At 72.5% G+C, this 23,744-nt stretch carries 26 protein-coding genes; 12 read left to right on the forward strand and 14 right to left on the reverse strand.

The features are described from left to right. Positions 1 to 43 precede the first annotated feature (43 nt). The 4 genes from ACFXKZ_RS20845 to ACFXKZ_RS20860 all read right to left on the reverse strand — a co-directional run bounded on the left by ACFXKZ_RS20845 (position 44) and on the right by ACFXKZ_RS20860 (position 4,317). Positions 44 to 1,570: a serine hydrolase domain-containing protein gene (locus ACFXKZ_RS20845; RefSeq protein WP_380002373.1), complete on the reverse strand. Its 1,527-nt coding sequence runs from the start codon at positions 1,568 to 1,570 to the stop codon at positions 44 to 46. 166 nt (positions 1,571 to 1,736) lie between these two features. Then, positions 1,737 to 2,516 (reverse strand): MerR family transcriptional regulator, encoded by a 780-nt coding sequence (locus tag ACFXKZ_RS20850; RefSeq protein ID WP_380002374.1) that lies wholly within the window; start codon positions 2,514 to 2,516, stop codon positions 1,737 to 1,739. Positions 2,517 to 2,557: 41 nt separating this feature from the next. Continuing rightward, positions 2,558 to 3,361: an ABC transporter permease gene (locus ACFXKZ_RS20855; protein ID WP_380002376.1), complete on the reverse strand. Its 804-nt coding sequence runs from the start codon at positions 3,359 to 3,361 to the stop codon at positions 2,558 to 2,560. Then, positions 3,358 to 4,317: an ABC transporter ATP-binding protein gene (locus ACFXKZ_RS20860; RefSeq protein ID WP_380002377.1), complete on the reverse strand. Its 960-nt coding sequence runs from the start codon at positions 4,315 to 4,317 to the stop codon at positions 3,358 to 3,360. The genes ACFXKZ_RS20855 and ACFXKZ_RS20860 overlap by 4 nt, the downstream gene beginning before the upstream one ends. Positions 4,318 to 4,655: 338 nt before the next feature. On the opposite strand from ACFXKZ_RS20860, the gene ACFXKZ_RS20865 reads away from it, so the two are divergent. The 3 genes from ACFXKZ_RS20865 (at position 4,656) to ACFXKZ_RS20875 (ending at position 7,312) form a co-directional block, all read left to right on the forward strand. Further along, a complete protein-coding gene (locus ACFXKZ_RS20865) occupies positions 4,656 to 5,429 on the forward strand; it encodes a hypothetical protein (RefSeq protein ID WP_380002378.1) in 774 nt (257 codons plus the stop codon). Between the two features lie 93 nt (positions 5,430 to 5,522). Beyond that, positions 5,523 to 6,173, forward strand: coding sequence for a PAS domain-containing protein (locus ACFXKZ_RS20870; RefSeq protein WP_380002379.1), 651 nt, complete (start codon positions 5,523 to 5,525; stop codon positions 6,171 to 6,173). Between the two features lie 5 nt (positions 6,174 to 6,178). Further along, entirely contained in the window at positions 6,179 to 7,312 is a 1,134-nt protein-coding gene (locus ACFXKZ_RS20875) for an aminotransferase class I/II-fold pyridoxal phosphate-dependent enzyme (RefSeq protein ID WP_380002380.1), read from the forward strand. Between the two features lie 31 nt (positions 7,313 to 7,343). Here ACFXKZ_RS20875 and ACFXKZ_RS20880 read toward each other — a convergent pair whose 3' ends face one another. From ACFXKZ_RS20880 to ACFXKZ_RS20905, 6 genes are all read right to left on the reverse strand, one after another. Then, complete coding sequence (locus ACFXKZ_RS20880; RefSeq protein WP_380002381.1) at positions 7,344 to 8,843, reverse strand: purine-cytosine permease family protein; 1,500 nt, start codon at positions 8,841 to 8,843, stop codon at positions 7,344 to 7,346. A 26-nt stretch (positions 8,844 to 8,869) separates the two neighbouring features. Next, on the reverse strand, positions 8,870 to 10,150 hold the full coding sequence (locus tag ACFXKZ_RS20885; RefSeq protein ID WP_380002382.1) for a M20 family metallopeptidase: 1,281 nt from the start codon (positions 10,148 to 10,150) through the stop codon (positions 8,870 to 8,872). After that, positions 10,150 to 11,058, reverse strand: coding sequence for a DUF1028 domain-containing protein (locus tag ACFXKZ_RS20890; RefSeq protein ID WP_380002383.1), 909 nt, complete (start codon positions 11,056 to 11,058; stop codon positions 10,150 to 10,152). The genes ACFXKZ_RS20885 and ACFXKZ_RS20890 overlap by 1 nt, the downstream gene beginning before the upstream one ends. Before the next feature lie 98 nt (positions 11,059 to 11,156). Beyond that, complete coding sequence (locus tag ACFXKZ_RS20895; protein ID WP_380002384.1) at positions 11,157 to 12,155, reverse strand: LLM class flavin-dependent oxidoreductase; 999 nt, start codon at positions 12,153 to 12,155, stop codon at positions 11,157 to 11,159. 4 nt (positions 12,156 to 12,159) lie between these two features. After that, positions 12,160 to 12,708 carry a YybH family protein gene (locus ACFXKZ_RS20900; RefSeq protein ID WP_380002385.1) on the reverse strand — a complete coding sequence of 183 codons (549 nt, stop codon included), beginning with the start codon at positions 12,706 to 12,708 and terminating at the stop codon, positions 12,160 to 12,162. After that, positions 12,705 to 13,577 (reverse strand): alpha/beta fold hydrolase, encoded by an 873-nt coding sequence (locus ACFXKZ_RS20905; protein WP_380002386.1) that lies wholly within the window; start codon positions 13,575 to 13,577, stop codon positions 12,705 to 12,707. Before ACFXKZ_RS20905 ends, ACFXKZ_RS20900 begins: the two co-directional genes overlap by 4 nt. Before the next feature lie 93 nt (positions 13,578 to 13,670). Here ACFXKZ_RS20905 and ACFXKZ_RS20910 point away from each other — a divergent pair, with 93 nt between their 5' ends. Next, positions 13,671 to 14,585: a MerR family transcriptional regulator gene (locus tag ACFXKZ_RS20910; protein ID WP_380002387.1), complete on the forward strand. Its 915-nt coding sequence runs from the start codon at positions 13,671 to 13,673 to the stop codon at positions 14,583 to 14,585. Between the two features lie 10 nt (positions 14,586 to 14,595). On the opposite strand, the gene ACFXKZ_RS20915 is transcribed toward ACFXKZ_RS20910, so the two are convergent. Next, positions 14,596 to 14,730, reverse strand: coding sequence for a hypothetical protein (locus ACFXKZ_RS20915; protein WP_380002388.1), 135 nt, complete (start codon positions 14,728 to 14,730; stop codon positions 14,596 to 14,598). A gap of 60 nt (positions 14,731 to 14,790) precedes the next feature. Next, entirely contained in the window at positions 14,791 to 15,129 is a 339-nt protein-coding gene (locus ACFXKZ_RS20920) for a GNAT family N-acetyltransferase (protein WP_380002389.1), read from the reverse strand. A gap of 116 nt (positions 15,130 to 15,245) precedes the next feature. Between ACFXKZ_RS20920 and ACFXKZ_RS20925 the strand changes: the two genes are divergently transcribed. The 4 genes from ACFXKZ_RS20925 to ACFXKZ_RS20940 all read left to right on the forward strand — a co-directional run bounded on the left by ACFXKZ_RS20925 (position 15,246) and on the right by ACFXKZ_RS20940 (position 18,332). Beyond that, positions 15,246 to 15,743 carry a carboxymuconolactone decarboxylase family protein gene (locus ACFXKZ_RS20925; RefSeq protein WP_380002390.1) on the forward strand — a complete coding sequence of 166 codons (498 nt, stop codon included), beginning with the start codon at positions 15,246 to 15,248 and terminating at the stop codon, positions 15,741 to 15,743. Positions 15,744 to 15,832: 89 nt separating this feature from the next. Continuing rightward, positions 15,833 to 16,723 carry a PhzF family phenazine biosynthesis protein gene (locus ACFXKZ_RS20930; protein WP_380002391.1) on the forward strand — a complete coding sequence of 297 codons (891 nt, stop codon included), beginning with the start codon at positions 15,833 to 15,835 and terminating at the stop codon, positions 16,721 to 16,723. Positions 16,724 to 16,756: 33 nt separating this feature from the next. Then, positions 16,757 to 17,746 carry a hypothetical protein gene (locus tag ACFXKZ_RS20935; protein ID WP_380002392.1) on the forward strand — a complete coding sequence of 330 codons (990 nt, stop codon included), beginning with the start codon at positions 16,757 to 16,759 and terminating at the stop codon, positions 17,744 to 17,746. A gap of 115 nt (positions 17,747 to 17,861) precedes the next feature. After that, the gene (locus ACFXKZ_RS20940; RefSeq protein ID WP_380002393.1) at positions 17,862 to 18,332 is read left to right on the forward strand and encodes a nuclear transport factor 2 family protein; all 471 of its coding nucleotides are present in this window, start codon (positions 17,862 to 17,864) and stop codon (positions 18,330 to 18,332) included. Here the strand turns inward: ACFXKZ_RS20940 and ACFXKZ_RS20945 are convergent. After that, positions 18,322 to 19,293: an alpha/beta hydrolase gene (locus ACFXKZ_RS20945; RefSeq protein ID WP_380002394.1), complete on the reverse strand. Its 972-nt coding sequence runs from the start codon at positions 19,291 to 19,293 to the stop codon at positions 18,322 to 18,324. The two genes, ACFXKZ_RS20940 and ACFXKZ_RS20945, sit on opposite strands and share 11 nt — an antisense overlap. A gap of 111 nt (positions 19,294 to 19,404) precedes the next feature. Here ACFXKZ_RS20945 and ACFXKZ_RS20950 point away from each other — a divergent pair, with 111 nt between their 5' ends. Then, positions 19,405 to 19,998 carry a TetR/AcrR family transcriptional regulator gene (locus tag ACFXKZ_RS20950; RefSeq protein ID WP_380002395.1) on the forward strand — a complete coding sequence of 198 codons (594 nt, stop codon included), beginning with the start codon at positions 19,405 to 19,407 and terminating at the stop codon, positions 19,996 to 19,998. 54 nt (positions 19,999 to 20,052) lie between these two features. Here the strand turns inward: ACFXKZ_RS20950 and ACFXKZ_RS20955 are convergent, their stop codons facing one another. Then, on the reverse strand, positions 20,053 to 20,934 hold the full coding sequence (locus ACFXKZ_RS20955) for an alpha/beta fold hydrolase (RefSeq protein WP_380002396.1): 882 nt from the start codon (positions 20,932 to 20,934) through the stop codon (positions 20,053 to 20,055). 117 nt (positions 20,935 to 21,051) lie between these two features. Between ACFXKZ_RS20955 and ACFXKZ_RS20960 the strand changes: the two genes are divergently transcribed. The 3 genes from ACFXKZ_RS20960 to ACFXKZ_RS20970 all read left to right on the forward strand — a co-directional run bounded on the left by ACFXKZ_RS20960 (position 21,052) and on the right by ACFXKZ_RS20970 (position 23,653). Continuing rightward, on the forward strand, positions 21,052 to 21,738 hold the full coding sequence (locus ACFXKZ_RS20960) for a winged helix-turn-helix transcriptional regulator (RefSeq protein ID WP_380002397.1): 687 nt from the start codon (positions 21,052 to 21,054) through the stop codon (positions 21,736 to 21,738). A 71-nt stretch (positions 21,739 to 21,809) separates the two neighbouring features. Further along, positions 21,810 to 22,874, forward strand: coding sequence for a DNA alkylation repair protein (locus ACFXKZ_RS20965; RefSeq protein ID WP_380002398.1), 1,065 nt, complete (start codon positions 21,810 to 21,812; stop codon positions 22,872 to 22,874). A 158-nt stretch (positions 22,875 to 23,032) separates the two neighbouring features. Next, positions 23,033 to 23,653 (forward strand): hypothetical protein, encoded by a 621-nt coding sequence (locus ACFXKZ_RS20970; RefSeq protein WP_380002399.1) that lies wholly within the window; start codon positions 23,033 to 23,035, stop codon positions 23,651 to 23,653. The last annotated feature ends 91 nt before the right edge of the window (positions 23,654 to 23,744 follow it).

Genomic DNA, 23,744 nt, shown 5'->3' on the forward strand with positions numbered 1-23,744 from the left:
CGACGCACCGTCACGCTCGGGGTCCCGGGACCCCGTCCGGCCCTCAGCCCTCGTGCGCCACGACCCTGCCGCCTCGATAGAGATACCGAGTCCCGTCCAGCGTGAAGAACTTGATCGTCTGCCACTCGCGCGTGTCGGACACGCGGTGGACGTACAGGTCACGGCCGGCCGGCAGGAGGCGGAACTCCGACGGCGTCTGCCCCTCGAACGTCCGGCGCACGTACAGCGCGCCGTCGCGTTCGAGGACATCGTCGACGATGCCGGTGGCCGGGTAGCGGCCCAGGTATCCGCCGGCATCGCGTGGCGGAGTACTGCCGTCGGGGGTGTGCTGCGGGCGTGGTGCGACGTGGGCGAGGTCGGTGAAGATCTCCCGGAACAGGTCCACGTGCAGCGCCGCGTTGTCGCCGCCGTTGGTGAGCAGGACCACGGCGATCCGGGCGTCGGGCAGGATGCGCAGGAAGGACGCCTGGGCGTGGGTGGTGCCGTCGTGGCCGTAGGCGGTCCGGCCGTTCCAGTCCCAGCGGGCCCAGCCCAGTCCGCGGGTTTCGCCGCCGTCGGCGGTGTCGGGGGTGTTGGTCTGGAACGAGCGCATCGCCTCGGCGGAACGGGTCGACAGGATGCGCGTGCCGTCTGCCGCGCGGCCGTCGTCCAGGTGGAGGCGGGCGAAGGTGAGCACGTCCTCGGCGGACGAGCAGGCGATGCCGGCGGGGCCCGAGGAGCGGGGTATCCAGACGGGGTTCACGTGCGGGGGCCGATCCCGTTCCCAGGTGTGTCCGGCGGCGGCGCGGTGGGCGAGCACGTCCTCGGGCAGGGTGTGCGTGCGGGTCAGCCCCAGCGGCTTCAGGAGGCGTTCGTGGAGTGCGGCGTCCCAGGTCGTACCGGTGACGCGCTCGATGAGTCGGCCCGTGAGCATCAGTCCGGCGTTGCAGTACGAGTAGGCGCGACCGAGCGGGTGCACGCCGCGAACGTCCCTGAGCAGCGCGGCATATCGCTCCAGGCAGTCGTCGCCGCGACCGGTGTCGGTGAGCACGTCGCCGTCGATCCCGCTGGTGTGCGTGAGCAGGTGACGCAGGGTCAGGCGGGCCGTACGGTCCGGGTCCGACAGGCGCAGTTCGGGCATCACGCGTGTCACCGGTGTGTCGAGGTCGAGCAGGCCCTCGTCGACCAGGCGCATCGCCACGGTCGCGGTCCAGACCTTGGTGACGGAGCCGATCTGCCAGACGGTGTCCGGTGTGGCCTCGACCCGGTCGTCGACGTTGGCCATGCCGGTGGCGAGCTTCGTGACACGGTTGCCGAACAAAATGCCCAGCGCGGCGCCGGGGACCTGGTGGCGGGCGGCCAGTGCGTCGAGCCTGGCCTGCCAGTGCCGCGCGGCCGGGCCGGCGGCGGACGGGTCGGCGGGCGCGGGTGGTTGCTCGGCGGCGGACGCGGACGGGGCGAGAGCGGAACCGGCCGCGGTGGCGCCGGCCGCGAGGCCCAACGACCCACGCAGCACGGCACGCCGGGTGGGCGACACGGACTCGTGGTCGGCGGCCCCGTCGGAGGAGGGGGTATCACGATGGTCGATCACGGTGCGAGGCTACGAAGCCGACCCGGGTGCGCACGTCCCCCGAGCGTACGAGGACCCGAGTACTGCCCCGCACACTCGACCGCCACGCGCGTCGTACGCCCGTACTCGCTCCCAGAGCCGATGCCGCCGCCCGGGCCCCTCGCCGGCCTCGCCCTTCCTGTTCGGCTCATCGTCGTTTCGGGCGTACCCGTTCGAGTCTGGTCCAGCCGGTCCAGCCGCGTTGTTCGAGCAGTTCGATCAGACGGCGGGCCGGGGGCGCGGCGTCGAAGGCCAGGGTGTCCATCAGTTCGGCGAACGGGGGCTCGATGTCGGTGTCGTCGACGTACGCCTCGCCCCGTTCGTCGGCCATCCGGGTGAGACAGGCGGCCAGTTCGTCGGCCAACTCGACCAGGCTCGGATCGTCGTCGGCGCGGTCGAGGGCTTGGCCCAGGATGCGGTGGAAGGCGATCAGGTGCGGGTCGGCGAGTTGTTCGCGTTTGCGCGCCATCCATTCCGGGACACGCTCGGGCGAGCGTGCGACCAGGGGGATCCAGCCGTCGCGCTCGACCCGGACGATGCGCTCGTCGACGCCCGACGCCCGCAGGTGGTCCAGGAATTCGACCACCTCCGGGGGCAGCACCAGGCCGTCCCCGGAGGCGAGCCGGGCGATGCGCTCGCGGTGCCGTTGCCGCTCCCGGATCTCGGCCCGCAGCCGCCGGTCGACGGCCGCGATCGCGGCGGCGAACTCCTCCTCGTCGGCCCGCAACAACTCCCCTACCCGGGCCAGCGGAACGCCGGCCTCGGCGAGCGTGCGGATCCTGATCAGTTCGACCACGGCGCCGGCGCCGTAGCGGCGGTATCCGGAATTGTCCCGCTCCGGCTCGGGCAGCAGTCCCTTGGCGTGGTAGTGCCGCACGGCGCGTACCGTCACCCCGGCATACGACGCCAGTTCACCGATGGTCAGCACGTGGGCACGGCCTCCTCGATCGTTCTCCTCTGCCCGTCCGGCTACTGGTTGGCCGCGCGGGTTCGGTACAGCCGCCGGGACCACGCATATCCCACCGACCCGATTCCCACACACCAGCCCACCGCCCACCACACGGCGGACCCGTCCGGCGATCCGGCCACAAGGCCGCGGCAGGCGTCCATGATCGGCGTGAACGGCTGGTGTTCGGCGAACCACCTCAGCCCGGTCGGCATCGACGCGACCGGCACGAATCCGCTGCCCACGAACGGCAGGATCACGAAGATCATCGGAAGGTTGCTCGCGGTCTCCGGATCCGGACTGGCCAGCCCCAGCGCCACGGTGAACCAGGTCATCGCGAACGACAGCAGCGCGAGCAGGCCGAGCAGCGCCGCCCAGTGCGCGGCCGAGGCGTCGGTCTCCAGACCGAGCAGGAACGCCACCCCGAGGACCACCGCGAGCGCGTGCGCGGTCTGGATCATCGCGCCCAGCACATGCCCGGTGAGCACCGAACTCTCGGCGATCGCCATGGTCCGGAACCGGTCGATGATCCCGTTGGTCATGTCGCCGGCGACCAGGACCGCGGTGCCGATGGACACGCTCGCCACCGTCATGGTCAGGATTCCGGGGGTGATGAAGGTCAGGTAGTCGTCGCGATCCCCCGCCCCGGATCCAGACAGGCCGGCGCCCATCGTGCCGCCGAAGACGTACACGAACAGGAGGAGGAACAGCAGGGGTTGCCCGATCAGCATGATCGTCATCGACGGGTAGCGGACCATGTGCCTGAGATTGCGCCGCAGCATGGTCATCGAGTCGCGGACGACGTACCTTGACGTCGCGGTGCTCATACCGACACCCCCTCGGCGGGCGCGCCGACGCCGGACCGACCGGTGAGCGCCAGGAACGCGTCGTCCAGGTCGGGGGCGTGCAGGGCAAAACCGGTGACGGCGTCGTCGTCCACTCCGGCCAGGAGCCGACGCAGTGCGGCGAGGCTGCCGTCGTATGGCACGGTCACGGTCAGCGCCTCGGCGTTCGGGCTCGACTCGGGCCACCGGCGCGCCAGTTCGGCCAGGTGCTCCCCGTCGACGGCCCGGAACTCGACGCAGCCTCCCGGGACCAGCCGTTTCAGCTCGGTCGCGGTGCCCTCGGCGACCAGCCGGCCGCCGTCGAGCACGCCGATCCGATCGGCGAGCCGGTCCGCCTCGTCGAGGTATTGCGTGGTGAGCAGGACGGTGACTCCCTCGGCCACCGACTCCCTGACGATCCCCCACAGTTCGCGGCGGCTGTACGGATCCAGGCCGGTGGTCGGCTCGTCCAGGAAGATCAGCCTCGGCCCGGTCAGCAGGGTCATCGCCAGGTCCAGTCGGCGCTTCATGCCGCCGGAGTACGTCCCGGCCCGCCGATCGGCGGCATCGGCCAGGTCGAACCGCTCCAGCATCCGCTCGACGCCGATCCGCGCCCGATGTCGGTCGAGCCGGCCGAGATCGGCCATCAGCCGCAGGTTCTCACGCCCCGTCAGCAACTCGTCCACGGCGGAGAACTGTCCGGTCACCCCGATCGACGCCCGCACCCGAGCGGCTTCACGGTGTATGTCGTATCCGCCGACGCGGGCTCGGCCGGCGTCGGCCGGGAGCAGCGTGGACAGGATCCGGACCGTGGTGGTCTTGCCGGCCCCATTGGACCCGAGCAGGGCGTAGACGGTACCGACGGGAACGGTCAGGTCGACGCCGGCGAGCACCCGGTGGTCGCCGTACGCCTTGCCGAGGCCGGTCACCTCGATCGCGTGCGTTGTCTGTGTCGTCATGCCGACCATGCTGGAAGGTTGACCCTGCGTCAGGGTCAAGCCGTCGCAACGCCCCTCGTACCTCCGCCCGTCCCGGGTGCGGAGGATTGCGCGTGGCACGAAATACTCTTCCGTGCCAGTGCAGTTCGTGCCCTGTCACCGCTCCCGCCCGCACCGCAGACTGGCCGCGGCCCATGATCCGCCCGCGCGGCTCCCTCCCTTCCCCGTGGGTGAGTTCGCAGCCGCGCGGGCCCGGCCGACCCCGGACGGCCCCCGCGTCGTGCCGCCGCCGAGCGCCCGCGATCATGTACCGCAGCCACGATCGATGGGGTCGGGGCGGGAGCGGATCGGAATCATCGATGGCGCGTGTGGGTTCGGCTGCGTCGGGACGCCTGGCGGCGGCCGCGGCGGCGGGAATGGTCCTGGTGACGGGATGTTCGCCGGCTGCGGATCTGGCCGACACGGCCTCGGCCGATCTGGCGACGTTGAGCGTCGAGGCGGTGTCGAAGCGGGTCGCCAGGGCCGTGGACCGCGTGCATTCGGTCCGCGTCACCGTGGAGTTGCGGCGCAACGGCGCCACCCAACGCACCGATCTCCGGTTGGACATACGCACCGGCAACTACTCGGCGACCGGCAAGACGTCGAGTTACACGATCGAGACGGTGCGGATCGGTGAGGATGTCTACGTCAAGGCTTCGCGCGCCTACTGGCAGTCGCGGCTCGGGCGCGACAAGGCCGCCCTCCTGAACTCGCTCGACGGCAAGTACGGCCACGTGGCCACCGACGACCCGGCCCGGTCCACCATGAAGAACCTCAGCCAAAAGGCGGACCCGCACACCGTGCTCCCCACCCTGGAGAAGGCCGATCGCCGTCCCGACTCCACCGTCGACGGCCGGCGCGTGGTCGTGTTCGCCGAGCCTGGCGAGAAGAACCCCGACCTCCTGTACATCCCGGCCGAGGGCCCGGCCCTGCCCGTCAAGATGGCCGGCTCCTCGGCCAAGGGCGGCTCCGACACGGCGACCATGACCTGGTCCGAGTACGACCAGCCCGTCGACATCCAGGCCCCCGCGCCGGACCGAATCGTCGAACTCCCCAGCCTCGGCACCGCCCCACCCGGCGCCGGCCTGCTCTGAGCCACCCCTCACCCCCTCGCCCGGTGCCGACGGCGCGCGCCCCGGCACGACGGTGACTGGACGTTTCGTCCGGTCCGGACGTACAGTCCAGGCATGGGTGTGGTGGCGAACGAAGACGACGCGGATCCCCGGGTGCGGATGTGGGAGCCGGTGGGGCGGGCCGTTGCGTTGTTGCTCGGGCCCTACGCCGAGGTCGTGTTGCACGATCCCGGGACCGACCGGGTCCTGGCCGTGTGGAACCCGTTCACCTCGCGCGGGCCGGGCGACCCCTCGGCCTTGGGCGAGTTGGCCGCGTTGGATCCGGCGGCGCGCGACGTATACGGGCCGTACGAGAAGGTGCTCGCGGACGGCCGCCGGCTGTCGTCGGTCAGCGCGGTGTTGCGCGACGCGCACGGGCAGCCGGCCGCGGTGTTGTGCGTCAACCTCGACCGCACGCCGCTGGAGCGGGCCGCCGCCGTCCTGTCCGCGTTCGGCGCGCCGACCGTGCGACGCCCCGAGCCGCTGTTCGAACAGGACCTGTCGGCGCGCGTCGCCGAGGTGGTCGGCGGCCATGTCCGCGCCACCGGGCGCCCCGCCGAGCGCATGACCCGCCCGGACCGGTTGACCGTCGTCGCCCGCCTGGACGAGGTCGGCGTGTTCGCGGTGCGCCGCGTCGTCCCGGTCGTCGCCGAGGCCCTGCGGGTGTCCCGGTCCACCGTGTACGACCTGTTGGCCGATGTACGAGCGACGAGCGAGAGAAGCTGACGACCATGACCCGGCTGCCCGATTTCCGGCTGGAAACGTATTTCTCCCGCTGGGAGTTCACCGCCCGCCACCACCTGACCGCGTCCGACGCGCAGACCATGACGCTGAGCGAACTGCTCGAACTGGCGGACGACACCGACCGGGACGCGTTCGAGCACCTGTCCCTGGGCTACACCGAGACGTTCGGCGACCCGGGCCTGCGGGCAGCGATCGCCGGCACCTACGACCACATCGAGCCGGACGACGTCATCTGCTTCGCGGGCGCCGAGGAGGCCCTGTACGTGGCGATGAACGTCCTGCTCGACGCCGGCGACCACGCCGTCGTGCTGACCCCGAACTACCAGTCCGCCGAGACCGTTCCGCTGGCCCTGTGCGAGGTCACCGGCGTGGCGCTCGACCCGGCGCGGGACTGGGCCCTGGACCTGGACGCGGTGGTCGCCGCGATCCGCCCGAACACCCGGGTCGTCTCGGTGAACTTCCCGCACAACCCCACGGGCAAGGTGATCGACCGCGCCGAATTCGCCGCCCTGATCCGGCTGTGCGACGAGCGTGGCATCCATCTGTTCGGCGACGAGGTGTATCGCGGCCTCGAACGCGATCCGGCCCGCACCCTGCCGCAGGCCGCCGACCTGTCGCCGCGTGCCCTGTCGCTGAACGTGACGTCGAAGTCCCTCGGCCTGCCCGGCCTGCGCATCGGCTGGATCGCCTGCCGCGACCGGGCCCTGCGCTCGCGCCTGGAGCGGGCCAAGCACTACACCACGATCTGCAACTCCGCGCCGAGCGAGGTGCTGGCCAGGATCGCCCTGAAGGCCCGCGAGACGATCCTGGCCCGCAACCGCGCCCTGATCACCGCCAACCTGACGGCGTTCGACGCGTTCTTCGCCGAGTATCCCGACGACTTCGAGTGGCGGGCCCCCGACGGGGGTTGTGTCGCCTACCCCCGCTACCTCGGCGCGGACGGGGTCGAGGCGTTCTGTACGCGCCTGGTGGAGGAGGCGGGCGTGCTCCTGCTGCCGGCGAGCATCTACCGCTCCGACCTCACCCCGACCCCCACCGACCGTTTCCGCATCGGCGTCGGCCGCGACCACGCCGAGGCCGCCCTGTCCGCCTTCTCCACCTGGCTGCGCACCGGCCGCTGACGCCGACGCCGAGCCTTCCGGCGGAGCGGCGTCATCCCGTGGCGCGCGGCGCCGAGCGCACGACGGCGCTCGGACCGTCGAGCCGATTCCGGCTGTCCCGGATCGCCTCCCGCTCCCGGGCCGGATCGAAGCCCCGGGTGGCCAGGAAGTAGGCGGCGCCGGAGACGACCAGGCCGACCACGAACGCGATGTCGGCGCCGTCGAGCGCGTCGACCATGGGCCCGGTGTAGAAGCCGGTGGTCATGAACGGGATCGACGCGGCCACACCGAGGGCGTAGGAGAGCAGTCCCGCGAGGCCCCAGCGGCCGTAGATGCTGTCGGGGCTGAAGATCTCGGTAATGGCGTAGTGGCCCCGGCGCACGAAGTAGTAGTCGATGAGATTGACCGCGGTCCAGGGCGCCAGGGCGTAGAGGATGAGCGTGATGAAGTCGTTGAAGCTGTCCAGGTACTTCCCCGGCAGGCCCTCGGCCACGGCAAAGACGACCGCGGCGCCGGTCGCGACGCCGACGACACGGGTGCGGGCGGTCAGCGCGATCGGCCGGAAGGCATGCACGATGCTCAGGCCCGAGAGCATCGCGCCGTAGAGGTTGACTCCCATGATGGCGATCGCGCTGGGGACCAGGACCGCGATCACGGCGGTCTTGCCGAAGCCGGAGAAGAGCGTGTCGCCGATGTCCTGGAGGTTGACCAGCGCGTCGGGGACGGGAACGGAACCGGCGATGAAATTCCCGAGCACCATCAGCCAGATCGCCGACAGGGCGGCCCCGGCGTAGGTCCAGCCGATCACCCCGCGCGCGGAGGTGTCAGCGGGCAGGTATCTGGAGTAGTCGGAGACGTAGACGGCGTAGCCGAGCTGGTAGCCGGCGGCGGCGACGAACTGGGCGAGTGCGGCGGCCCAGGTGAAGGAGGCGGTGTGCGGGTCGTGATGCGGGCTCAGGTGCATCAGGGCGAGCACGGTGAGGATCCCGAACACCGGTACGACCAGGTACGGCAGCAGGCGCAACACGGTGTGCAGCAGGTCGTAGCCGACGATCGCGAGCACGGCCGCGAGCAGTACGATCACCACCGCCCACAGCGTGGTCGAGCCGGGTAGGACCGTCTCCAGCACCTGGGAGGCCAGCAGTACGCCGAAGGCGCTGAAGCCGATGTAGACGCAGATGACGGCGAGCATCGGTACGAGCGCGCCGCGGGTGCCGAACTGGGCGCGTGACTGGATCATCTGCGGCAGGCCCATGGTGGGCCCCTGGTTGGCGTGGAAAGCCATGAAGCAGGTGCCGAACAGGATGCCGAGGACGGTGGCCGTGATCGACCAGCCGACGGTCAGTCCCATGACCGGTCCCGCGAAGCCGACGACCATGGTGGTCGGCACGAACTGTCCGGTGAACCAGAACGGCGCCTGGTGCCAGGCGCGGCCGTGCCGCTCGGACTGCGGGATGTAGTCGATCGAACGTGTTTCCAGGACCGGGCCGCTGCGCGAGTTCTCGCCGGGTGCCGGCTGCCGGCTCCTCGTCGCGCCTGTGTGGTCAGCCATGTGCCCTCCTTCACGTGGGGCAGAATCTACAGTTGTCTGCCGGTTTGTCTGCTCGGGGAGACGCGGCCGGTGTCGGCCTGTGCCACGAAGTCGGCGAATCCCGCGATGGCGCGGGCGAAGGTGCGCGCGGCGAGGGTGAGGTCGCCGATCCCGACCCACTCGTCGGCGCCGTGGGCCTGCTCGATCGAGCCGGGGCCGTAGACGACGGTGGGAATGCCGAGACGATTGCGTAGGAACCGGGCGTCGGAGCCGAGCGAGAGGCCGATGAAGCCCTCGTCCGGCGCGACGCGCGAGCGTGGTCGGGAGTGGGATCGGGTGCGCGGGCGTGGTCGGCACGTGTCGACGAAGTCCGCGAAGGGGTGGGGCAGGGGCAGCTCGGATGCCTCGCAGAAGAACGTCGGCAGTACGCGATAGTCGACGTCGGGGCAACTCGCGTCGATGGTGCGCACGATCGAGGCGTACACGTCGTCGGAGCTCTCCCCGGGCAGCGTGCGCCGGTCGATGGTCAGTTCGCAGGCGGGGGCGATCACGTTGGCCGCGACGCCGCCGCGCACCATCGCCACGTTGCACGTCGGGCTGCCGAGCAGCGGGTGCGGCCGGTCGTGGAAGCGGGCCAGGTGCAGGGCGGTGGTGATCCGCGCCGCGTCGGCCACCGCGGAGCGGCCGAGCGCCGGTTCGCCGCCGTGTCCCGCCGTACCGAAGACTTCGATCCCGGCCTGCCAGGAGCCGCGTTCGGCCACCGCGACGCGCAGCCCGGTCGGCTCGGGGACGATGCACGCGTCGGCCCGGACCAGGCCGGCGTCGACGAGTGCCGCCGTACCGTGGGCGCCGCCGGTCTCCTCGTCGGCGACGAGGTGGAAGACGATGTCGGCGTCCGGTACGAGCCCGGCGTCGAGGCACGCGCGCAGTCCCTCGACGGCGGCGGCGATCCCGCCCTTCATGTCCGCCGCGCCCCGACCGATCAGCCGGCCGCCGCGCACGACCGGGTCGAACGGCGGCGTGGTCCAGTCCGCCTCGACCACGGGCACCACGTCCACGTGGCCGTTGATCAGCAGGGTCGGCCGCCCGGGCGCGCCGGTGCCATGGCGAGCGAGCACCGACGGCCGGCCGCCGCTCGACGTGAACACCTCGGTGGCGCAGCCGATCGCCCCCATCACGTCGAGCAGCGCGGGTACGGCCGCGGCCTCCCGGCCGGGCGGGTTGCGGGTGTCGACGCGCACCAGGTCGGCCGCGGTGCGGGTGACCCGATCCACCCGGACGAAGGCGTCGACGGCGGACTCGGGTGTGTGCGGCGAGGGGCTCGCCATCAGCGGGTCACCTCGCTCCGCGGCAGGATACCGACCTGCGCCAGGCCGCGCGCGAACTCGGCCAACTGCGGTCGCCCGGCGCTCAGTTCGTCGATCAATGCGCGTCCGGCGTCGACCCGGCCGCTGCGCAGCAGCACGACCGCCCGCCACAGGTCCGCCTCACGGTTGGCGCCGAGGCCGATCGCGGCGGACGCGAGCGCGGCGATCGTCTCCCGGGCCCGGTCCGCGACGATCCCCGAGGCGTCGCCGATGACCAGGGGCGGGGCGAACAGGGCCGCCCCGATCGCCCGGAAACCGTCGTGGACGGGCAGCAGCCGGCGCAACTCGCCCACCGGGTCGGCGTGGTCGTCGACCCGGATGTCCGCGAGCACGTGCCGCCAGGGCCGCTCGTCCCGGACCGGGCCGACCACCTTGAGCACCGCCGACTGCGACCCGCGCGCGTCTCCCCCGGCCCGTTCGCCCGCGAGCAGCGCCGCGACGAGCCGGTCGGCGTGGGTCGAGGTCGAGGCGCGGTGGGTGGCGAGCATGGCCGTGCACACCGTGTCCGAGGCGAGCATGTTGCCCACCGCAGCCATGCCCTCGCCGCGCGCGACGCCGGTGTGCGGCGCGCAGCCGGTACCGGCGAAGCAGGCGTAGCGGCCGCCGGCGTCCATCACGATCGCCTGGCGATACTCGGCCTGCGGATCCGCCGACGTGAGCGTGTCGAGTACGTCGTCGGGCGTCGCGCCCGCCCGCAGCAGCGCCAAGCCCTCGTGCGGCCAGTCGGTGTTGGCGAACGCCTGACTGACCACCACGCCGACGCCGGCCTCGGCGTCGCCCACGACGGAACCCACGGCGAAGAAGTGCGACTGCGAGGCGAACCCCAGGGAGCCGTCGTCGGGATTGAAGCTCACCATCGAATAGGTCATCGGAATCTCCGATCGCTGTCGTATGCCGTGTCGTGTGCCGTGTCATGTGCCGTTGTGGGGCGGCCGGCCCGGGGATGCCGGGCCGGCCGCCCGACGTCTCAGCCGCCGGCGCGTCCCCGAAGCAGCGGAAGCAGTTCGCGCGCGAGCAGGTCGACCTGTGCCTCGGCGTCCCGATCGGGGTCGAGGCAGAGCGCGACGCGGTCCGCCCCGGCCTCGGCGAGGAGGGTGATCCGCTCGGCGCAGTCGGCGGGGGTGCCGACGACCGCCAACTCCTCGATCCAGGCGTCGGGAATGGCCCGTACCGCGTCGTCGAAGTCCAGTGCGGCCAGTGCCTCGGCCTCGTCGGCGATCCCGTGCGCCTCGGTCATCGGGTTGCGCGGTCCGGCGAGGAGGTACAGCCCGAACAACTCGCGCAGCCGCTCGCGGGCGACGACGGCGTCCGGGTCGACCGAGCACAGCGCGTACGCCACCAGGTCGTGCCCGGCCCCGGCGCCGCCGGCGGCCACCCGCTCGGCGGCCCAGCGCACGTAGCGCGTGCCCGCGAGCACGGAGAGCACCGTCCCGTCGGCCGAACCGCCGGACATGGCGAGCGCCTTGGGGCCTCCGACGCCGGCGAGGATGGGCGGCACCACCGCCGGCGGATGTGCCAGTCGCACCTCGCGGGCTCGATACGACGACGCCTCGACGGTCAGCGTCTCCCCGGTGAGGAGGGTGCGCAGCCCGGCGATGACGTCGCGGACCGAGGCCAGCGGCGTCCGGCTCCGGATCGCCATCTGATCCAGCCAGTCCGGGACCCCGGCGCCGACCCCGGCGCTCAGCCGGCCCGGGTACAGGCCGGCGAGCGTGGCCAACTCCATGGCCAGCAGCGCGGGATGGCGCGAGGTGGTGGGCACGATGCCGATGCCGACCGGGAGTTCGGTCGCGGCCAGGACGGCTCCGGCGGCGGCGATCGCGCCGGTGTAGAAGTAGTCCTCGCCGACCCACAGTTCGTCGAAGCCGCCGCGCTCGGCGGCCCGGGCCGCCGCGACGATCTCGGCCGGTCGTTGCGAACTGCCCAGCACGAGGGCGATCCGTGGGACGCGTCCGGTGGTGGTCATTGGCTCAGACGCCCTTCGGGAGCGGGTTCCAGGGTGTCCACCCCAGGCCGCGGCTGTCGGTGGAGTCGTCGAACCCGGGCCGCTTCTCGTCCGGGTCGGGCAGTGCGGTGATGTGGGTGTGCCACATGCGCCATTCGGGCGCACCGGTGCCGCTGTCGCGGTGGTAGATCTCGGTGGCCCGGCCGCGCGTCGCGTCGACCGCGTCGACCGTCCACTCGCCGCCGTCCAGCATCTCCGCGTCGATGGTGAACTCGCAGGCCAGCCAGGCGGTGTCGCCGCGGACCTCCAGGCGCATGATGCGGGTCTGCAAACCGCCGGTCTGGGCGATGAGTTCGCGATACCACTTCCACAACGCGACCTTCTCGGTCATGCCGAAGTACGGGTGCCCGTTGAAGTTGAACATCAGGTACTCGTCGCCGGGCGACGGGAACACCTCGACCATGCGGTCGATGTCCCAGCCGATGTTGGATTCCCACCACTGCCGGTGCAGGCGCAGGATCTCGGCGATGTCCGCCTCGGGCGCGGTGCGTTCCACGAAGGGGGTGTCGGTCATGCCGGGCTTTCCTTTCGGGTGATCGGGCCTCGGTCGGGTCGGGGTCGGCGCGACCGGGTGCCGTCGATGAGGGAGACGATGTAGGCCGCGACCCGGGCGGGTGCGGTGTACATGGGCAGGTGTCCGTGTCCGACCAGGACGGCGAGCCGGCCGGCGGTCAGGTCCGCGAAGGCGCGGGAGTCCGCGACGGGGCAACCCCGGTCGCCGTCCCCGACGATGGCGAGGGTCGGACAGCGCAGACGGTGCGCCGCCTCCAGGCCGGCGGCCCCGGCGGCGGCCGTCCAGATCGCCGCCGCCGTATCGTCGGGGTTGACGCTGACGTCGGCCGCGACGGCGGCGAACAGGGCGTCGTCCAGGCCGGGTTCGTCCGCGAGCACCCCCAACACGGCGTGCCGTACGCCCATCGCGGCGATGGCCGCCAGGAACTCCCGCGTGTCATCCGGTTCGGCGGCCCGGAAGGCACCCCCCACCGTGGTCACGCTCGCGACCCGGTCCGGGTGCGCCGCCGCCAGTTCGACCGCCACGGCGGCGCCGACGGACGCGCCCACCACGTGCACCCGCGCCACATCCAGCGCGTCCAGAAGAGCCACACACTCCGACACCCACCCGTCCACGCCGTAGGCGGCGCGGCGGGGCGATGCGCCGTGCCCGGACAGGTCGATGGCCACACACCGCCAGTCGGCGGGCAGCACCGCGAGCACGGCGCGCCAGCAGCGCGCCCGGAGGTTGGCCGGGTGGACGAGGAGCACCGTGGGGGAACCGGGCAGGCCACCCTGCCTGAGCAGTGCGGACGTGGAGTGCGCGGCCGCGTCCGCATCCGCGTTCGTGTCCGCGGTCGTGCCGAAAACGATTCGTTCCAGGGATGACATCGAGGCTCCCCTCTTCGCTTGGGGCGCCATAGTTACAGTAACGATGTAAGTTTGTCGAGAGCAGAGATCGCGAACCGCCCTAGACTCCGGGGCATGAGTTGGCGAACGATCGGCGATGTCGCGGCCGAGGTCGGGGTCAGTCCCCAGACCCTGCGCGCGTGGGAGAAGCAGGACCTGCTCGTACCGGACCGGACGCCGGGCGGGCAACGCCGCTACGGCCCCGAGCACGTCGGCCGGGCCCGCAAGATCGCCGACCTGCGCCGCAGACACGGCTGGAATCCCGCCGCGATCCGCACCTCACTCGGCGAACCGGACCCCGCCGACACCCCTCCCCCGGCCGCCGACGGACCGGCCGCCGAGGCACCGGCCGACGGCGGTCGGCTGCGCCGCGCCCGGCTGGCGAGCGGCCTGTCCCTGAAGGAACTCGCCGCGCTGACCGGCACGTCCGTATCCCACCTGTCCTCGATCGAGCGCAGCGTGGAACGTGCCTCGACCCAGCTGATCGCCCGGATCACCGACGCCCTCGGTGTCCCGATGAGCAGCCTCGCGTCCTTCACCCGGACCAACGCCAGCGTGGTCCGCGCCGACGAGCGGGCGAGCGTCGTCCTGGAGGGCGGCGTGCAGTGGGAGGAACTGCTCCTGCCCGGCCACGACCTCGAACCGGCCCTGCTGACCATTCCGCCGCACGGATCCAGCGGCGGCCCCTACTCCCGGCCGGGCGAGTCCTTCGCGTTCCTGATGTCCGGATCGCTCCGCGTCCGGGTCGGCGGCGGGCTCGGCGACCACGAGCGGGTCGCCGAACCGATAGACATCGCCGAGGGCGACTCGGTCGCCCTCCCGTCCCGCACCCTGATCTCCTGGGAGAACGTGGGTCGCAAGACCGCCCGGGCGATCTGGATCGAAGTCCTCTCCCCCAAGGCCTGGTCCGACCCGATGACCCGACGCATCATCAAGGCCGCGTCCGGCTTCACCCCACCCGACGACGAGCCCGCGCCGGACGGCGCCTGACCGGGCCGGCTCACCGAGGACGCACGCGCGCCGCGAGCAGCGCGATGTCGTCCTCTCCGGTGTGCGGGGCGAGGCCGCGGAGCACCCCGTCGAGCAGGTCGTCGGGCGTGCCCGCGGCGGGCGGGCGAAGGCCGGAGCGCGTCACGGCGCCACCGGCGTCGGCCCCGTGGCGGGCCGGCGCCGGTCGACGCGGGGCTCGGTCGGGTCAGCCCTGGACCTCCTGCAGCCACTGCAGGATCTCGGGGGTCACCGGGTCGACGAGATCGGCGAACTCCTCGTGCTTGCCCAGGAATTGCTTGACATAGGGGCAGACCGGGACCACCCGCATCCCGGCGGCGCGCACGTCGTTCAGCGCCTCCCGTACCAGCACGGAGGCCAGACCTCGACCGGCGAACGCGTCGTCGATCTTGGTGTGGTAGAAAACGCGCTGCTCGCCCCGGTCGTGGTACGCCGTGAGACCGGCGAACGCGTCGTCGACGCGGATCTCGTAGCGGTGCCGGTCGGCAACGTTGTGGACGGTGGGTACAACGGCCTGCTCCGTCATCGCGAATCCTTCGTGGGGTGGGGCGGGGTGAGCCGGATTGCGAAAGTTCCACTTTCAACAATCACGATGTTGATGATAGGACGTGCGACGAGGGATCGCGCGATCAAGGAGTGCAGATGACCGAAGCGGTAGTGCCGGCCCAGGACCGACGTGTCTACATCGACAAGCAGAGCCCCGCCGCATACAAGGCGTTGCTCGCGACCGCCGAGGCCGTGCACGAGGTCGCCGCCGAGGCCGGTCTGGAACGCCCGCTCGTCGAACTGCTGAACATCCGGGTGTCCCAGCTCAATACCTGCGCGTTCTGCCTCGACCTGCACACGCGGACCGCGTTGCGCGCGGGCGAGACGCCGCAGCGGATCGCCGTGCTGCCCGCCTGGCGCGACACCCTGCTGTTCGACGCGCGCGAGCGGGCGGCGCTCGCGCTGGCCGAGGCCACCACGCATCCCGCCGACGCGGGTGCGCAGCACACGGCGTACGAGGCGGCGCGGGCGGTGTTGTCCGATGCCGAGATCTCGGCGGTGATCTGGGTGGCGATCACGATGAACGCGTTCAACCGGGTGTCCGTGTTGAGCAAACACCCCGTACGCCCGCCCGCCACGACCCGTTCGGCCTGATCCGCGAGGCGGGGGCGCGAGTTCGGCCCGGCCCGGGAGGTGGGTACCGTGACGCGGGTGATCGTCGTCCACCGACTCGCCCTCGGCTGATGCGTGGGCGGGGGCTGCCCGTCGCGATCGTGCACGCGTGTCTGCGCGGAGGCGGCGCGGACGGTCGAGGCCACGGCGGCAGTCCCACCGCCGTGCTCGACGACGTGGCGCTGAGCGATGCCGAGCGGCGGCGGATACCGACCCTGTCGGGCACGTCGCACGCCGTGTTCGTCTCGGTGCACGGGGAGCGCACCCACGAGCCGGCGGTCTCCCTGCGCTTCTTCACCGCCGAGGGGGAACTGCCCGCGTGCGGCCACGGGACGGTCGCCGCGCTGGCCTTCCTCGCCGAGCGGGCCGTACGGGCCGATGGGGACGAGTATCGGGCCACGCTCCACACGGCGGGCCGCGTCTTCGCGGGCCGGGCGACGCGGCGGGCCACGCACATCGACGCCACGTTCGACGCCGGCCGCATCGGGCTGCGCGCGGCCACCGCGGACGAGTGCGACCTCGTCCTGCCGGCGCTCGGCATCGCCCCCGACGCGGTCGCCGCCGACATCCGGGTCGGCTCGCCGGGGCGGTCGCGGTTGCTGGTCCCCGTCGCCACGCGGTCCGCCCTCGCCGCCCTCGATCCGGATCCGGAACGACTCCGTGCCGCGTGTGATCGGCTCGGCTTCCTGGGCTGCTGCGTCTACTCCGTGCCGACGCCCACCGGCCGGATGGCGGCCCGCGTGTTCGCCCCGTCGATCGGCGTGCCGGAGGACATCGCGAACGCCAACAGCACCGCGTGCCTCGCCGCGCACCTGGCCGATCGGGGGTTCACCGAGATCGCCGTCGAGATGGGCGACTCGCTGGGCAGCCCCGCCACGATCACCGCCGGCACCTCGGGCACGTCGATCCACCTGGGCGGCGCCGCGCGGGTCACCCGGACGGTGCGTCTCACGACGGGTTGACCCTCTCCCCGTGTCAGGCGATCGACTGTCCGCATGTTCGCCTACGTGGGCTCCGGGCCCTACTGCTACTCGTCCTCCCTCGCGATGGTGCTCGGCGCCGACGCCCCCTCGCTCGCCGTCATCGAGACCCTGACCGGCTCTCCCTTCGGCTGCCAACTCATCGGCGGCGTCGTGCCGTTGTTCGATCCGTACGGGTGGGATCCGGACCGGGGCGTCGACGACGCGATCGCGCTCCTCGGCTGGTCCCGCACGCGCGGTGCGGGCGGCACGCCGGCGGAGGCCGTCGCCCGGCTGCGGGCGGCCTGCGCCCGCGGACCCGTCCTGGTCGGCCCGGTGGACATGGGCCTGCTGCACTACCTACCCGAGACCCGAGGGGCGTTCGTCCAGGGCTCGGGAGTCGCCTCCCCGGGCATCGGGGACGACATCGGCGGCGACCTCGGGGTCGCCGACCACTACGTGGTGGTCCTCGAAGTCACCGACGACACCGTGCTGTTGCACGACCCGCACGGCCATCCGTACGCCACCCTCCCGATCGACCGGTTCACGGCCTCGTGGCAGGCGGAGCAGGTCACCTACACCGACGAACCGTTCGTCATGCGGACCGACTTCGTGCGCCGCGAACACGTCGCCCCCGCCGAGGCGTTGCGCCGCTCGCTGGCCGCGGCCGTCGGCTGGGCGGGCGGGCGCGAGGACCTGTCGATGCCGGCGGGATCCCTCGCCGGCGGCGCCGCGCTGGAACGCCTCGCCGCCCAGGTGGACGGCGGACTCGCGGCGGAGGTCCGGGTCCTCCTCGAAGTGTTCGCGATCCGCGTCGGCGTCCGCCGGCTCGTCGACGCCGCGACCTGTCTCGCCGACATCGGCCGGATCGAGGCCGCCTCGATCGTGACCGACCAGGCCCGGATCCTCGGCGGCCTGCAATACCCCCTGGTGATCGGCGACGACCGGGCGCTGGCGGCCGGATTCCGCCGGCTGGCCCCGACCTACGAGCGCCTGCACGCGGTACTCGCCGCCTCGCTCCCGTAGGACGCGCCGGCGGTTACCTATGCGTGACGGATTCGCCCGGCGCGGGCCGCGCGTACGTTCGTCGGGCGGGGACGACCGGGGCGGCCGGTCGCACGCGAACGGAAGGGCGATTCGAATGAACGCGGACACCACCTCGGCCCCCACCCGCGACGTGGTGGGCGAACTCCTGCGCCGGATCGGGGCCGGCGACGCCGAGGCGATCGCCGACCTGTACGCCGAATCCGTCGACTGGAAACTGGACTGGCCGCTCGCCGAGCACGGGCGGGCGGCCACGCCGTGGATCCGGCGGCGCACCACGGGTGCCGAGGCCGCCGAGCACTACCGGCTGATCGCCGAACACCACGTGCCGGAACGGGTGGACACCACGGTCGAGCGGATCCTGGTCGACGGTGCCGACGCCGTCGTGCTGGGCGAGATCCGGCAGACGGCGCGCAGCACCGGGCGGGCGTACACGGCCCGCTTCGCGCTGCACCTGACCGTCGAGGACGGGCTGATCACCCGTCATCACGTCTACGAGGACAGCCTCGCCGTCGCCGCCGCGTTCGACAGCGACGGCGACGGCCTTGCGGGCGAGGTCACGCGCTGAGCGAGGCGCCGAGAAAGCCGAGGATCTCCGCCCGCGCGGGCTCGGCCTGCGGCACCAGGTTCGGCAGGCTGAGAAACGCGTGCCCCGCTTCCGGGTATTCGGTCAGCCGCGCGGGCGTCCCGGTCGTGTGCAGTCGTTCGGCGTAGCGGCGGCCGTGATCCGCCAGCGGGTCCCGGGTCGGCACCACCACGAGCGCCGGGGCCAGGCCGCCCGGTGTGTCGGCGTGCAGGGGCGAGAGCGGACGCGGGTCCGTGCCCGCCGGCACCCCGAGCCGCCGGAACAGGCGCAGCACCGGCACGGCGAGGGTCGGGGTCTGCGCGTACTCCCGCATCGAGTCGTGCTCGAACATCGTGTCCGTGACGTCGACGGCGGGGTTGACCAGCACCTGCGCCCGAAGCGGCAGCCCGGCCTCGGCGGCCCGGATCGCGACCAGGGCGCAGATCAACCCGCCGCAACTCTCGCCGAGCACGGCGGTCCGGGCCGGGTCCATGCCCCACTCGGCGGCGTGTCGCACGACGTGGCGGTACACGTCCCAGCCGTCGTCGACGGCCGCCGCCAGCGGATTCGCCTCGTCCACGAGGCGGTGCTCGACCGAGACGACGACCGCGGGCAGCCGGCCGGCGAGCCCGCTGTTGACCCAGTCGCTCTGTACCGCCGTGCCCACGAAGCCGCCACCGTGTACGTGGAGCACGAGCGGCAGCCCGGCCCCCGCGTCCGGCCCGCGCTGCCCGTCGTGTTCGGGCGGCGCCGGCCGGTATACCCGCACCGGCAGATCGCGGCCGGGCAGCGCCAGGGTCCGCCACTCGATCGTGACGCCGGCCTCCGGCTCTCCGGTGATCGCCCGCGCGGCGTCGGACGCCCGGAAGCGGTTCTCCGCCTCGCGATAGGCGACCAGTTCCTCGGCCGTCAACGCCGACCAGTTCGGCTCCGCCGGCCGCTCGATGGTGGTGACCTCGCTCATTGTTTCTCCTTGCGCTCCGGGTTGTGCTCGACCTGCCCAGGTTTCGATACCCGAGGTATCGCTACCTCAGGTATCGATACCTAAGGTAGCGCAAAGAGATATCGTGTGGCCATGACATCGACTGCTGCCGCCAGGCCGCCCGGTCGTCCGCGCGCGGGCGTCAACGACGTGGTCTTCGCCGCCACGCTGAGCACGGTCCGCGAACTCGGTTACGCGCGCGCCACCGTCGAGCGCATCGCGGTCGCGGCGGGCGTCGCGAAGTCGACCGTGTATCGGCGCTGGCCGTCGAAGGGCGCGCTGATCGTGGACTGCCTGTTGGACGCGTTCGGCCCGGCGCCGCTGGAGGGCGCCGATCGTGCCGAGGCGCTGACCTCGACCATCCGCTGGATCGCGGCGAAGATCGGCGAGCCCGGGGTGGGCGACGCGTTCGCGGGCGTGTTCAGCGACGCGGTCAGCGATCCCGCCCTGCGCGAGATCCTGTCCACGCGGTTCCAGGACCCGTACCGCATCGCCTTTCAGAACGCGCTCGGCGAGCCGGAGAACCGGGTCCTGTTCTTCATCGACGTCGTCGTGGGAACCCTGCTCCACCGCATGGGCATGACCGGCGAACCGATGGTCGAGGCCGACGTCACCGCACTGATCGAGATGATCGTGCCCCTGTTCACCCCGGGCAGCGCCGGCGCCGGCGGCGCCGATCCGGCCTGAAGCTTTCGCGGCGGGCACCGCGGCGCGGGCCCGCCGTCCGCCGTCCGCCGCCGGTCAGGAGGCTGCGGTCTGTCGAACGATCGCCGGAACGATGGTGTCCCACGTCGCCTCGGGCGGCATTTGGTGGCCCATGCCCGGTACCGGGATCAGCGTGCTGCCGGGGATCTCGCGGGCCAGGGCCTCGGCGTGGCCGTACGGGAACAGCGGATCGGCGGTGCCGTGCAGGACGAGTGTGGGCGCGGTGATCTCGCCGAGGCGGGCGCGGATCGGCTCGCCGCCGTCGATCGCCCAGTGGTTGGCCGCGGCGGCGGGGACCGGGCTGCGGTCGAACGCACGCCCTGCGGTCAGCCGCACGCGCTCCTCGTCGACGGGGATGGTCCCGGCGAAGGCGTGTTCGGCGGCCAGGAAGTACGCGATCACCGCGTCGCGGTCCGCCCAGTCGGGGGCGGGCGCGGGTTCGGCGAACGCCTTCTGCAGGGACTCGCTCATCGGCGGCAGCTCCGGGCCGTCGTTGTCGCCGGGGCCGCCCGGGCTGGTGGAGAGCAGGGTGAGCGTCAGGACCCGTTCGGGGGCCCGGAGGGCCAGGCGCTGGGCGAGTCCGCCGCCCATGGAGATGCCGACGATGTGCGCGGCGGACAGTTCGTACGCGTCCAGCACGGCCAGGGCGTCAGTCAACAGGTCTTCCTGCGTGTACGTCGGCGCGCCGAGCGGGAAGGTGGTCGACTGCCCCGTGTCGCGGGTGTCGTAGCGGATGACGTACCGGCCGGATTCGGCGAGCCGGGCGACGAAGTCGTCGTCCCACCAGTCCCGGGACGCCTCCGCGCCGCCGATGAGCAGGACCGCGGGCGCCGCGGGGTCGCCGAATGCCTGCGCGGCGAGGTCGACACCGCCGGCGTGGACGACGCGCTCGGACGAGGTGGGGTGGGCGGCGCACATGGATGCCTCCGGTGGAGTGGGTGGGGCGATGCCGGAACCGTACTACGACTTTCGAAGCTTGCGCTACGGTATTCGTAGCGAGATGCTCTCGTGGTGACACTTTCGAAGGAGGCGGGGATGCCGGCAGCAACTCCCGGCGGCGCGCACGACGGTCGACGCACCTACGGCCAGGCGTGCCCGATCGCGCACGCGCTCGACCTGATCGGCGAGCGCTGGGCCCTGCTCGTGGTACGCGAACTGCGGCTCGGCCCGCGGCGCTACGCCGACATCCAGGCCGCCCTGCCGGGTCTCGGCCCGAGCGTGCTGGCCCAGCGGCTGCGCGAGTTGGAGGCCGTGGGCGTGTTGCGGCGGCGCGTGTTGCCGCCGCCGGCCTCCGCCAAGGTGTACGAACTGACCGAGTGGGGCGCCGAGTTGGAGCCGGTCTTCGCGGCGCTGCGGGTGTGGGGTATGCGCTCGCCGGTGGTGCCGCTCCGGGGGGACATCGGCAGCGACACGGTGCTGCTCGGTCTGCGGGCGTACTTCGTGGCCCGACCGCGGGACCCGTGGACGGCGGCGTACCGGATCGACCTGGGCCGCGAGACCTACCGCGTCGTGGTCGTCGACGGCGAACTCGTCACGGTCGCCCGCGGTGAGGACCCGACCGCGCCCGCGCCGGACGTACACGTCGTCGCCGAGACCGCGACCCTGCAGTCCGTCCTGACCGGAAAGGTGCCGCTGGCATCCGCCCTCGCCGACGCCGGCCTGACCGTCACGGGCGATCTGGCGGCCCTCGAACGCCTGGTCGAGGCACTGCCGGCGCGCTGAGCCCGCGCGGGTGTGGATGCGGGGCCGCGCGTCACCGCCCGGTGTCGGACCCCTCTGGGAGCCTGGCGCGCATGGCTCAACCGCTCAAGGACATGATCAACGCGACCTCCGTCGCCACCCTGGCCGACGCCGTCGCCGCCGCCCGTGACGGCTTCCCGCGCGACCGCTTCGTCGCCGCCGCGCTGACCGGGCTGGACGACCTGGAGCTCAAGGCCCGCGTCGGCCACGTCGCCCGGGCCCTGCACACGACCCTCGACGTGCCCTTCCCGGCAGCCGCCGAGGTCCTGCGCGTGGCGACCGAACACACCGTCCTGGACATGTGGAGCGGCTGGCCCGCCACCGACTACGTCGCGGTGCACGGCGTCGACCACCTCGATGAGGCCATGGCCACGCTCGCCGTGATCACCCCCTTCGCCACGGCCGAGTTCGCGGTGCGGCCCTACCTCGACCGCCACGAGGACACCGCGCTGAAGGTCATGCACGGCTGGGCCGAATCCGCCGACGAGCACCTGCGCCGGCTCGCGTCCGAGGGCACCCGGCCCCGGCTGCCCTGGGGCACGCGCGTGCACTGGCTGATGTCCCCCGGTCCGACGCTGCCCATCCTGGAGCGGCTGCGCGACGACCCGAGCGAGTACGTCCGGCGCTCGGTCGCCAACCACGTCAACGACATCGCCAAGGACCACCCCGACACGGCACTGGCCCTCCTCGGCCGCTGGCACGCCGAGGGCGGCGTACACACCGACCGTGTGGTCCGGCACGCCGCCCGGGGCCTGTTGCGGGCCGGCCATCCCGAAGCGCTCGGGCTGATCGGCGCGGCACACGGCAGCGGCACGGTGGAATCGCTCGTCGTCGCGGACACCGTCACGACCGGCGACCGCATCCCGTTCACCCTCACCGTCCGCGCCGACGCCCCCGGGCCACTCGTCCTCAAGTACGCGATCGCCCGCGACGGTTCCCGCCGCGTCTTCCACCTGGCCGAGCGGGTGGCCAAGGCCGCCGGCGACACCTTCACCCTCGCCGGATCCCACTCGTTCCGCCCGGTAACGACCCGCACCGAACCCCCGGGCCCGCGCACCCTCCACATCATCGTCAACGGCGAACCCCGAGCCACCGCCCCCTTCACCCTGCTCCCCTAACCCCCTGACCCCACCAAGACCCCGAACAGCCGGCACGATCCCGGTGTGACCGATCTTGAAGCTTCCTTCCCAGGGCGGCGGACGACCGTTACCGGGATCCGTCCCCCGCCGCTGATGGCCAAGCGGCCCGGTTCGACGAAGCTCCGCGGGAGGGTCGGTTGGGCGTGCGTGCGCGGATCGCCGCGGACCTCCTGCGCCGGGCGATGCCGGAGATTCGCCTGGTCGCCTCCGCCGAGCACGCGCCCCGGGTCCCCATACGGGATTTCCACCGGGCATTCGCCGGTGTCGGCGCGGCCGTCGTCGCCGCGGGCGCGCACCGTCTGCCGTACCGCCGTGAAGCCGCCTTTCGCCGGCTGGTCGAGACCTGGATCCGCCGAGGCGGTCCGGCACTCGCCGAGTGGTTCGCGACGACGCTGCGGGACACCGGCCACCGGCCCATCGCCTCCCCACACGTCTCCCCTCCCCCGGTCCCCGAGCCCCGACCGTGGAGCACGCCGTCCCGGGCCGATCTTCGCTTGGCCCGGTACACGCCGGCCCGGGCATCCCGCGAAGCCTCCGCGCTCGTGCATCTCGCCGTGCCGCCCCACCCCGAGGCCGCCGAGCACGCCCCCTGGCGCCTGCTCGCCGTACAACGCACAGATCCCGCCGGCTTCCGGCTCCGCACGGAGGCGTTTCACGGCACCGGCAAGGTCGACACCGACGCGGCCGGGTCCTTCACCCTGCATGGCGGGGCGCTTGTCATCACCGCTCGGGGAGAGTGCGGCCGGACCGCGTCCTGAGGGCCGTGCGCTCGGCCCGGTCATGATCGAATCGCAGGTTGGCGCCCCCGGTCGCCTTGCATTTCGGGTGTGCGCATCGCCTACATGAATC

Source organism: Embleya sp. NPDC059237 (assembly GCF_042754105.1).
Taxonomy (GTDB): Bacteria; Actinomycetota; Actinomycetes; order Streptomycetales; family Streptomycetaceae; genus Embleya.